This window comes from Streptomyces sp. col6, assembly GCF_008042035.1.
Classification (GTDB): Bacteria; Actinomycetota; Actinomycetes; order Streptomycetales; family Streptomycetaceae; genus Streptomyces.
The window spans coordinates 11,346-22,850 of the sequence record NZ_RDBL01000023.1; the positions used below are offsets into that span (position 1 = coordinate 11,346).

Annotated in this window: 6 protein-coding genes and 2 pseudogenes; 4 read left to right on the top strand and 4 right to left on the bottom strand. The window is 68.4% G+C overall.

The features are described from left to right. The 3 genes and pseudogenes from EAO73_RS26455 to EAO73_RS37370 all read left to right on the top strand — a co-directional run. Positions 1–3,397: pseudogene (locus tag EAO73_RS26455) on the top strand (hypothetical protein); the annotation flags it as partial. A 10-nt stretch (positions 3,398–3,407) separates the two neighbouring features. Then, complete coding sequence (locus EAO73_RS26460; protein ID WP_147974100.1) at positions 3,408–4,067, top strand: hypothetical protein; 660 nt, start codon at positions 3,408–3,410, stop codon at positions 4,065–4,067. Between the two features lie 266 nt (positions 4,068–4,333). Further along, positions 4,334–4,713, top strand: a pseudogene (locus EAO73_RS37370) (hypothetical protein); the annotation flags it as partial. A gap of 41 nt (positions 4,714–4,754) precedes the next feature. Here EAO73_RS37370 and EAO73_RS26470 read toward each other — a convergent pair. From EAO73_RS26470 to EAO73_RS26485, 4 genes are all read right to left on the bottom strand, one after another. Beyond that, positions 4,755–6,812, bottom strand: a complete 2,058-nt coding sequence (locus EAO73_RS26470) for an ATP-binding protein (RefSeq protein ID WP_147974101.1) — start codon at positions 6,810–6,812, stop codon at positions 4,755–4,757. Then, entirely contained in the window at positions 6,809–7,582 is a 774-nt protein-coding gene (locus EAO73_RS26475) for a DUF4255 domain-containing protein (RefSeq protein ID WP_224756464.1), read from the bottom strand. The genes EAO73_RS26470 and EAO73_RS26475 overlap by 4 nt, the downstream gene beginning before the upstream one ends. A 16-nt stretch (positions 7,583–7,598) precedes the next feature. Next, a complete protein-coding gene (locus EAO73_RS26480) occupies positions 7,599–9,662 on the bottom strand; it encodes an HYR domain-containing protein (protein WP_147974102.1) in 2,064 nt (687 codons plus the stop codon). Positions 9,663–9,806: 144 nt separating this feature from the next. Beyond that, positions 9,807–10,433 carry a helix-turn-helix transcriptional regulator gene (locus EAO73_RS26485; RefSeq protein WP_147974103.1) on the bottom strand — a complete coding sequence of 209 codons (627 nt, stop codon included), beginning with the start codon at positions 10,431–10,433 and terminating at the stop codon, positions 9,807–9,809. 209 nt (positions 10,434–10,642) lie between these two features. On the opposite strand from EAO73_RS26485, the gene EAO73_RS26490 reads away from it, so the two are divergent. Further along, positions 10,643–11,505, top strand: an 863-nt coding sequence (locus EAO73_RS26490) for a hypothetical protein (protein ID WP_147974104.1), incomplete at its 3' end; no start/stop codon positions are given.

The following is an 11,505-nucleotide window of genomic DNA, read 5'->3' on the forward strand; positions in this document are numbered from 1 at the left end:
GTCCCGCACCGGCACCCCTCGTACGGACGCGGCTCCCGCCCCCGCTCCGGCCCCGGCTCCCGCACCCGACCGCCGCAGCATCCAGCGGCTGCAACGGGCCGCCGGCAACGCCGCGGTCTCACGCCTCGTCGCCCAGCGCTACACGGCCCCTGTCAAACCGTCACCGGCCCAGGCGCCGGGCTTCCGGAGCGTCAGGGCGGATGTGGCCGCGAAGAAGCAGCGGCTCGCCCAGCACCGGCCGGCCGGCACGGAGTCGAAGGCCTCGCAGGACGCCGCCGTCGCGCCTCCGGACGACAAGGAGGCGCAGGGCAAGGCGGCGAACGCGGAGAAGATGAACGCCGCGAAGCCGGGCGAGTTCGACAAGAAGGCGTTCGTCGACGCGGTGAACAAGGCGATCGACGCGCAGGCCCCCAAGAACCTCGACGAGGCCGACAAGTTCTCGAAGTCCGGCAAGGCGGAGCGGGTCAAGGCGGAGGTCGACGGCAAGGTCACGGACGGCAAGGAGTCGTCGGCCAAGGACATCGACACGGCGACGAAGGCACCGCCGGACACCTCGGCCGCCAAGGACAAGCCCGTCACCCCCCTCACCCCGGACCGGCCGCCCGGCAACCCGGGGGCGCCGTCCGCGGCGGCCGCGATCCCGGAGAAGCAGCCGGCGTCGGTCACGGACTTCTCCGAGGGGCCCGCGCAGAACGACAAGGCGATGGCGGACGCCGAGGTCACCGAGGAGCAGCTCGCCAAGGGCAACGAGCCGGAGTTCGACGAGGCCCTCAGCGCGAAGAATACCGCCGAGACGGACTCCGCGAAGGCCCCGGCGAAGGGCAGGGCGGCCGAGAACCAGCAGCTGACGACCGCGAAGGCGGGCGCCGCGGCCTCGGGCGCCGCCGCGATGAACGCGCTGACCGCGACGCGCGCGCAGGCCGGGCAGAAGGTGGACGGCGGCAAGGGCGAGACGAAGTCGAAGGACGAGAAGAAGCGCGCCGAGGTCACGGCGAAGCTGCAGAAGGTCTACGACGGCACGAAGAAGGACGTCGAGGCCACGCTCTCCGGCCTGGACAAGAAGGTCGACGCCGCGTTCACCTCCGGTGAGAAGGCGGCCCGGGACAAGTTCACGGCGGACCACAAGCGCCGGATGAAGAAGTACAAGGACAAGCGGTACTCCGGCTGGACCGGCAAGGCCCGCTGGGTGAAGGACAAGTTCGCCGGGCTCCCCGAGGAGGCGAACAGCCTCTACCAGGAGGCCCGCAAGCTCTACGTGTCCCAGATGCAGACGGTGATCTCCTCGGTCGCCGACATCATCGGCACCGAGCTGGGCAAAGCGAAGGCCCGGATCGCCAAGGGCCGCGGTGAGCTGAAGGCGGAGGTCGACAAACTCCCCGCCGACCTGCGCCAGTTCGGCGAGGAGGCGGCGAAGGACTTCGCGGGCAAGTTCGACGACCTCGAAGCATCGGTCAACGAGAAGTCGGAACAGCTGGTCCAGGACCTGGCGCAGAAGTACACGGCCGCGCTCAACAAGGTCGACGAGGAGATCAAGAAGCTTCAGGAGGCCAACAAGGGGCTGATCGACAAGGCGAAGGACGCGATCGTCGGCGCGATCAAGACGATCAACGAGCTGAAGAACCTGCTCCTGGGCATCCTGGCCAAGGCCGCCGGCGCGATCATGAAGATCATCAAGGACCCCATCGGTTTCCTGGGCAACCTGGTGTCGGCCGTCGGCGCGGGCCTGAACCTCTTCATCACGAACATCGCCGACCACCTGAAGACCGGGGTGGTGTCGTGGCTGCTCGGCACGGCGGTGAAGGCGGGTCTCGAACTCCCCCAGAAGTTCGACATGAAGGGCATCATCCAGCTCATCGGCTCCCTCCTGGGCCTGACCTGGGCCAACATCCGCGCCCGCGTCACCCGCAAGGGCGTCCCCGACCAGGCGATGACGGCGGTCGAGTCCTCGGTCCCGGTCGCCCAGAACATCGCCCGCGAGGGCCCGGCCGGCGCGGTCAAGGAGATCCAGGAAGAGGCGGGCGACCTCAAGTCCACCATCCTGGAAAAGCTGACGAGCTATTTGATCCCGACGGTCATCATCGCCGGCATCACGTGGATCCTCTCCCTCCTGAACCCCGCCTCCGCGTTCGTCCGCGCGGTCAAGGGAATCATCGACATCGTCACGTTCGTGGTGAACCAGGGCTCCCAGATCGTGGAGTTCGTCAACTCGGTCCTGGACGCGGTGGTGGCGATAGCCAACGGCGGCAAGGCCGGCGTCCCGAAGATGGTCGAAACCGCCCTGGCCGCCAGCGTCCCCCTCCTGATCGGCTTCCTGGCATCCCTCCTGGGCATCGGCAGCCTGGCCGCAAAGGTGAAGAGCGTCTTCCACGCGGTATCCCGCCCGGTGAACCGAGCGATCGACAAGATCGTGAACTTCATCGCTAAAAAGGGAAAGGCACTGTGGACGAAACTCAAGAATAACCCCAAAAACGAGGGAAAGGAAAAGGATTCCACCAAGAAGGAGCCTTACCGGCTTAATTTCGAGAAGGCGTTTTCGATGCACGGGGAAGACCATTCCCTGTACGCCGAGATCAATGACGGTTCCGCTCATGTCGAAGTCGCCTCTGCGCGCTCCGGGATTGGCGGCAAAGTCGTTAAAGCGAAGAGGCAGGCTTACTTCGAGCGCAACAGAGCGCAAAAGGCGGGAGACGCCGACGAAGCCAAACGCATGACAGACCTCGCCTTCGACCTGGAAAAGCTCGAAAAGAAATGTGAATCTGCCACGGCCGACACCATCAGAATCAGCAAGACGCAAATGACTCGAATGGAAGCAAAGCGAGCCGATAGGGATATCACTCGAAAATGGCTTGACATAATCAGCAAGCTGACCGAACTCGGAATTGACTACGGAATAAGCTCCCTTGATGAATTTGCCGCCCTCGATCATCAATCCACATACGTCGAAAGCATGCACATCAAGGCGAGATATCAGAACACCCCATCCGATGGCGATCGATTCCGCCGCTACCTCTACGGAGGCTGGGATTCAGCCAATGACACTGACGGGACCTACCGAGTCCAAGTCTTCGACGATCTGCGAAACCAAATGACGTCCAACCCCGGAAGATGGGGAAACGACCCGCTCTACAACGACCCCCTTTCATATTATTGCCCGGAATGCAGGATGATAGTAAAGAACGAACCTGGGCCAGGAATGCTCACTTTGGACCACGACAGAACAGTCGTCAATCACTGGAACAATCTGGGGTGTCGGACAACACAAGACATTAGGCATGCATGGTACAACGACACCAACAATCTCAAGGGTATCTGCAATTCGTGCAACGGAAAAAAGAGCGGGCGCGGAGAGACGTACGACTATAAAGTTGAGCCGAGTTTCCGAGGCCCAGACCAGTAAGGAGTAGAAAGTGACCGAGCACCCCTTGCCGAAAATGGAAATCTGGCACCCCCATGTGCACCCATCTACACCCTCTGGATACGCCGAACTTGACATGCACCTTGTCGCCATCTCAGATTCCATCCCTTTTGATCCGAGCGACGATCAACTTGCGAACCTAGCCCTGCAACTGTTTGGAATCCCTTCTCCCGTGTCCTCATGGGAACTCGCGGAGTTCGCGAGCCCTTACTACGGGGAGGACCCGATTTCCGAAGCCCTTGAATTGCGAATTGGTCGCGCATGGAGCCTTTCGGTCGGGTTTCAAGCAGCCTCAGCACCGAATGAACACATCGCAACCACCCCTCATCCGAGGGTGCTATCCATTCCTGACACAGTGAGACGGAGTGGGGCATTGCGCCCCCTCACTGAACTACCTCTGATCGCGATGGCCGACAGCTCCTCTCGCCCAGCCTGCGAGGCGGCAGCCAAGCACCTACCAGATGAGACCGTCGCTAGCACACCGAAATTCGAGGGATACACTCAACTCCGCGTTGTCATCGAAACTTATCCAGGCACCGCACTCGATGCTTTGGATGAATTTGTCGACCTATGCGATCGATACGAATTGAACATGAGCTGGCGGGAGTTTATTTCACTGGTCGATGCACGTCACGGCGATACTGTCGAATAATACTGGTCGGCTCGCGCACATGGATTCGATCGCACCATCTTACAAGTACTCCAGCTGAAGATCATGATCTTCATGCGGTGACTGCTTTCTGGCGTCGCCAGCGGGCGACAAGTGTTTCCTCCGTAGTCCGGTTGCGGTACAGCCAGGTGGTCCCCGGCGCGGTGGCGGCGGTCAGGTAGCCGACGATGGGTTCCCGCTGTGTTGCGCTGTCCAGTTCGCCGAGCAGTTGGTGCCGGGCAGGGCGAAGAATGCGGTTTGATCGATGTCTCGTGCTGGCCTGCTCAGCCGAAGTGCCAGCCGGCACCGGCACCTTCCCGTGCCGATTCCCGGGCGCGGAAAGTGCCCGAGCAGGCCTGGCAGAAGCTCTCGGCGGACGCGGTGCGAAGGGCAGCGGTTATAGGCCCGCTGGGTCGCCCTTGCGATCCGGCCCACGCCTTCCTCCGCGCCGACGAACACGCACACCGGCACACGCCGGACAACCTGACCCAGCTGATCTGCAAGGAGATCTGCCGTCTGTTCCCTCGCGCTCGTTCTCCGCCCCGTCCGGGACGCGGCCCACCGGCTCGCCTGATCCGGCTGGCGCCGTCGCCACCAAGCACGGACAGACACCAGCCACTACCGGCGGCAAGCCACAGCCCAGACATGAAGATCAGGATCTACAGCTGAAGTACTGACGGTTCCCGTTCATTACACCTGAACCAATCCCAGATACGGCCCGAACTCCGAGGCCAGGGTCAGGCGGCCCAGTTTCTGGTACTCCCTCTGTACCGCGTGGATCAGCGTGGCCATCGTCACCGCGCCCCCCGTGTCCGCCGCCAGGTACGCCGCCGTTACCGCGATCGAGCGGATATTGCCGCCCGCCAGCTCGAAGTTCTCGGCGCAGAACGGGAGGTCCAGGTCCGTGCCGCGTGGGAGGAGCGTGCCCAGGCAGCGGTTCCAGAGGGTCAGGCGTTGGGCCGGGTCGGGGACCGGGAAGTCGATGACCAGGTCCAGGCGGCGGGTGAAGGCGTCGTCCAGGTTGGCGCGGAGGTTGGTGGCGAGGATGGCCAGGCCGTCGAAGGACTCCATGCGCTGGAGGAGGTACGCGCTCTCCACGTTCGCGTAGCGGTCGTGCGCGTCCTTCACATCCGAGCGCTTGCCGAAGATCGCGTCCGCCTCGTCGAAGAGCAGGACCCCGTTGACCCCGGCCGCCTCCGTGAAGATGCGCTCCAGGTTCTTCTCGGTCTCGCCCACGTACTTGTCGATCACCGTCGCCAGGTCGACCGTGTAGAGGTCCAGGCCCAGGTCCGCCGCGATCACCTCCGCCGACATGGTCTTGCCCGTACCGGAGTCCCCCGCGAACAGCGCCGAGACCCCGCGGCCCCGGCCGCCGCCCGGACGCATCGCCCACTCGCCCAGGACCCGGTCGCGGTGGCGGGCGCGGGCGGTGAGTTCGCGGAGCTGGGCATGGGCGTCGGGCGGGAGGACCAGGTCGTCCCAGGTCACCGTGGGTTCGATGCGGCGGGCGAGGCGGTCCAGGCCGGCCGCGTTCTGGGCGCGGGCGCCCCGGCGTACGTGGTCCGGGGTGAGGGTGCCGCCGTCGAGGCGCGCCGTCTGGGCGGCGCTGTGGGCCGCGCCCGTGACCTGCTCCGGTGTCAGGAGGAACGGGGCCAGCAGGTGGTCCGGGTCGATCGCGGCGGGGACCGGGCCCGCCCCCGTACGCCGGTACGCCTCGCTCCACAGCGCACCGCGCGCGGACGGCTCCACCCGGGGCGCGTGCAGGAGCAGCGGCGGGACCGCGGACCAGGAGGCGTCCCACGGCACCCGCCCCACCATCACCGTCGGCACCGGCGTCGCCGTCAGCAGCCGCAGCAGGTGCGAGTGTTCGCGCGAGACCGCGTCCAGCGGCGCGCAGACCAGCCCCGCCCCGGTCAGCCGCGCCTCACGCACCAGGGTGCGTACGGCGTCGGCGGGGGCCGGGTCCGAAGCCAGCCGGGCGAGGTCCACGCCCAGGACCCGGCGGCCCGCCCGCTCCAGCGCCGACGCGGCGAGCGCCGTGCCCGCACCGCCCTGGTCCTCGCTCAGGTAGGCCAGCGGGACGCCCTCGGCCAGAACCCGCGCCAGAGGCGCGGGGTCGCCCACGCCGCCCACCGCGTGCCAGGGCGCGGTCAGGTCCGCGATGCGCGGGTCCCTGGTGTCGTCGCCCAGGAGGTGGGCGGTGACCCGGTCGGGCACCCGGAGCGCGCGGCTGAGGAACGGGCGGTCCAGGTCCTCGGCCAGCAGCAGCCCGGCATCCCGGAGCGGCGCGCCCGCCGCGAGCCGGCCGCGTGCGACGGCGTCGGCCGGGGACACCCCGCACAGGCCCAGGGCCAGGCCGATGGACGGACGCCGGCGGGTCACGTCGTCGTTGAGATACCCGTAGAACGCCTCGAAGCGGTCGTCCAGGTCCGGCACAAGCGCTATGAGCAGGATCTCGGCGTCGAGCGCAGTGAGCCCGAAGTCCGTTGCCAGGGCGGAGAGCCGGGAGGGCGCGACGGCGACGCCGGCCTCCTCCACCCGGTCCGGAAACCCCCGTGCCCCCTCCTCGTTCAGCAGCCGCGCGATGTTCTCATCCGTCAGGTACAGCCCCCGGAACGCGTCCTCCGGATCCGGATCGGTGTGCTGCCGGGCTTCGACCGCCCGGCGGATGCGCTGCTCGACGGCGGTCGCGCGGGTGAGCAGGTGGCGCAGGTTCACGTCGTCGTCGGGGTGGCCCGGGGACGTCATGCGGTGGGTTCCTCCTTCGTCGGGTCGGCGGGCGCGCCCTCGGTCGTACCGCCGCCGGAGCCTTTCCCGGACCGGTTCTCGCTGATCCGCAGCGCCAGACCGCGGCGGCCGGCGGCGGCCGCGGGCTCCTCCCGTACCGGACGGCCGGGACGGTTTCCGTACACCGGGAGCCCGCCCCGCGACGGCTCCGGCGGACGAGGCATGTCCCCGAAACGGGCGTGCAGGCCGTCGCCGACCGGCGGCCCCGCCGAGTACGTCGGCGACGCCGTCACGGGCACGCTGACCACCAGGTCGAGGGAAGGTTTCAGCTCGCCGCCCAGCGCACTCCACACATCGGCGAAGGAGCGGTCCTCCGGCGGCGGCAGGGCGATCGACATCGGGACGGCGGCCCCGATGTCGGCCAGCGATCCGGCCAGCCGCTCCGGGGGCAGTGCCTCGTACCCGAGGAGGCAGGCGAGCAGGGAGGAGAGCAGCCGGTGCTCGTCCTCCGGACGCTTGGTCCACGCGGTGATCAGGTACGAGAGCTTGAAGTAGCGCGGCGGCCGGCGGCGCGCCACGACGGCGCCCCGCTCGTCGTACTCGTTGTGCAGGCCGCGCTCGCGGCGCCGCATGTCCTCACGGATGTCGTACAGGTAGAGGTTGACCATGGGGGCGTTGACCTTGGCGGCCCATTCCCGGGTGGGGGCGTCGAAGACGACGGCGATCTGGCCGCCCCCGAGCACCTCCGCGCGGATCAGGGACCGGAGTACGTCGTCCACCTCGTGGATCACCTGGTGTCCGCCCCTCTCATGTACGGCCCTTGAAGTCCGGTGGCTGAAGGTTGCGCTGGACCACCAGGACAGGTTTCCGGAGCTGGGGAAGCCCGGTGATGTCCGCGCGCAGGACGCGGGGGCCGAGGGTGTCCTTGCGCAGGACCAGCACCTGGACCTCGAAGGTTCCGTCGCGGCCGACCCGTATGCCGGTGCGGTCCGCCGTGATGCCGGTGTTCCACGTCAGGCGGACGGTCTCGCCCGGCGGGTAGTCCTTGCCGCGCGCCACGACGGGCTGGCCCGGCTTGGCGACCTGCGGGGTGACGGTGAGGGAGGGCTTGAGCACCCGCAACCGGTCGGTGTCCTGGTCGTTGACGGGATGCAGGTCGCCCAGCATCCCGCTTACGGTGGCCCGTACGTCTCCCGTGACCGGCTCACGGTAGGTCCCGGTCTGGGTCACCTCGATCCGGCCGCCGGGCGGGATGGTGCAGGGCGCGGCGGCCGTGCAGCGGTTCAGCGAGGTCAGGGTGCGGTCCTTCGCCTTCCCGGGCTTCGGCCAGGCCGTGGCGATGACGACGTCCCTCGCGGTGTCCGGTCCGGCGTTGGTCACGGTGAAGCGGGCGTGGGCCGGACGCCCGATGTACGTACGGTCCGGGCTGACGTCGGCCTTGACGGCGACGTCCGTCGCTGGCGGCGGGGGGAGCGGCGGCGGTGGCGGGTCGAGTACGTCGAAGACCGCGGTGTCGGTGGCGGTGTTGCCCGCCGTGTCCGTGGCCGTGCAGGTGACGGTGGTCGAGCCGATCGGGAAGAGGGAGCCGGAGGCGGGGGTGCATGTGACGGGGAGACGGCCGTCCTGGGCGTCGCTCGCGGTGGCCCAGTAGCTGATCCTTGTACCGTTCTCGTCGTCCGCCCTGGCGATGCGGTCGTCCACGGTGACGACGGGGGCGTCCACGTCGTTCACGTCGATCGTGATCTTTTCCTCGAAGTCGGGGTCGGGGACCGCCGAGGGGGCGAGGGTGTTCGTGCCCGGGATCTGCGTGCCCAGCAGGAACTGGACCGTGCAGGTGAGGCGGGCGCCCTGCGGGGCGTCGGGCGCGACGTCGACCGTCTCGGCGAAGTGGGCGGTCTCGCCACTGGTCACCCGGCGGGTGGGCGGGTCGAGCGCGACCGTGAGGTAGGGGCTGCACGCGTGGAGTTGGTGGCCGACGGAGGTGGGGAGGTTACCCATGCCGTCGACGATGGCCTGGGCGACCTCGTCCCCCTGGATGCCCTCCAGCAGCCGGCCCTGGGTCGCGTCGATGATGCGGGTGGCCTGGCCCGCCTTGGTCGGCGGGTTCTCCACCTGGCCGGGGACTCCCGCGTCGCCGGTGCCGTTGAGCCCGTCGCCGAGTTCGCTGTCCACGTCGACGCCGACCACCCGGACTCCCTTGTCCTGGAGGGCGAAGATCGTGTCGTCGATGGTGTGGCCGGCGCTCGGTGAGTGGCTGGACGCGTCGCTGACCAGCACGATCACCGGGTTGGAGCCCTCGCGGAAGACCGTTTCGCCACCGGCCCCGTTGGCGATCTGCCACAGACCGTTGATCCAGTCCTCGGACGGACCCATGCTGTAGGCGCCCAGGTCCGTCTTCAGCGCGTCGACGCCGTCCTGCACCTTGCCGAGGTCGTTGGTCAGTCCCTGGAGGACCTTGAACTCGCCTCCCGTGGGGTCGAATTGCTGGTCCCCGAAGGTGGCGACGGCGAAGCGGGACTCGGACTGCTCGGCGCGGACCTTCTCGGTGATGTCCGAGAGGTTCTCCTGCACGTCGGCAATGGGCTTCTCCATGCTCCCCGTGCCGTCCACCAGCAGGATGACCTCGGGTTTCGGCGGGATCACCGGCGTACGCACCGACTTGTCGACGCCCGTCGAACCGCCGGGGTCGAGCGCCTCGTGCAGCGTCGCCGGTGTGACCCACGGCTCCGGGGGTACGGGCACGTCGGGCGCGGCACCCGACGCGCCCGACGCGGGGACGAGGGCGGTGGCCAGCAGGAGCAGGGCGATCGCGGCGGAACGGCGCGCGCCCGGTAGTCCGCGTGGGCGCCCCGTCGGCCGGATCCACCGCACAGCTTCTCTCCCCCGCACCCGTACCTCCCACCGAAGAACAGCGCCCATACGGTCCCCCGCGCACGGATTCCGCGCAGCGGGAAGGCAGCCCTTTCGGCGGGTAGCGACCGCTGCCCTTTGGGGCAGCCGGCGCACGGTGGTGGGTCAGATGAGGCCCTGGCGCATCGCGTACGCCACCGCGTGGGACCGGTTGCGCAGTTGCAGCCGGGTCATCACCGAGTGCAGGACGTTCTTGATCGTGCGTTCGGAGTAGGCCAGCTTCGTGGCGATGTCGGCGGTGTCGTAGCCCTCGGCGACCAGGCGCAGGACGTCCACCTCGCGGGCGGCGAGGCCGGTGAAGTGCAGTCCGCGCGGCGCCAGTACCTGGCCCTGCAGCCGGCCGACCTCCGCGAGGAGCCTGCCGAGCAGGTCGGAGGGCAGATGGCCCTCACCCCGCCCCACGGTCTCGATGACGTGGACCAGGTGCTCGGGGGTGGACTCGGCCCGCCGGATCACCCCGACGACCCCGCACTCCGCGGCGCTCACCAGCTTCTGTTCGTCGATGTCCGTGGTGACCAGCACGGCGCGGGCATCGGTGGTGCGCTGAATGTGACGGAGTGTCGTCAGCACGTCCTCGTCGACGGCGTCCACGACCATGACGACGACATCGGGCCAGGGGCCCTCCTCGGCCCATTCCACGACGTTCACTTCGGGCCGTGCCCTCAACTGGCTGGCCACTCCTGCTTGCGAGATCGGGTCCTGTGCCCGTAATGCGACGGTGGTGCGCTCCATATCCGTGCTCCCCCTCGGCAACGGCCGGACGCCCCTTGTGCACACGCCTCACAGCCGTGTTCGTCCGCCTCACTGGTGGCGAGGCGGACAGAAGATGCCCTGCCTCATTGAGCAGGAAACCAATTTGTTTGGCCGGGGCATTCAATGTGCCCGAAAGTGTTCCTTCGCGGCCGGTGTACGACGTACGCGGCGACCTTACGGTCCGCCGTATGAGTCTCACCGCAAGCCTCGACGCGTCCACCGTCAGCGCCGCACCGGGTGCGGAGACGGCCGTCCCCCTTCAGGTCCGCAACTCCGGTACGACGGTCGAGGAGTACCGCTTCGAGGTGGTCGGTGCGTGTGCCGCCTGGGCGGCGGTGGAGCCTGCCGTGCTGTCCCTCTACCCGGGCGACTCGGGGACGGTGTCGCTCATGCTGTGTCCGCCCCGCGACGCGACGGTGCCGGCCGGCGAGACGCCGTTCGGGGTACGGGTGGTGCCGACGGGTGAGCAGGGCGAGACGGTGGTGCCCGAGGGCCGGGTGACCGTACTGCCGTTCACGGAGACGACGGCCGAGCTGGTCCCGCGCGGCTCGCACGGCGCGCGTGCCGGCCGCCACCAGCTGGCCGTCGACAACCGGGGCAACACTCCGGTGACGGTACGCCTGGGCGCGCAGTCCGGGAGCGAGCGGGCCCGCGTGGTGTTCGCCGCGCCGGAGCTCCATGTCGCGCCGGGCAAGGCGGAGTTCGCGAGGCTCCGGGTGCGGCCGGTCAAGCGGATGTTGCGCGGCACGCCGGTGACGCACCCCTTCCAGGTGTTCGCCGCGACGCAGGTCGCCGAGGGCCAGGAGCCGGTGGAGCCGATTCTCGTGGACGGCAGTTACGAGCAGGAGCCGCTGCTCCCCCGCTGGCTGCCCCGGGCCCTGATCACCGCGGCCGTCCTCGTGCTCGCGCTGGTGGGCCTCTGGTACGCGCTGCTGCGCCCTGCCGTGAAGTCGGCGGCGCGGGAGGCGGTCACGCCCGAGGCGGTACGGTCCGCCGCGGCGGCCGACAAGAGCAAGGCACCCGAGCAGGGCGGCTCGGGCGGGTCCGGGTC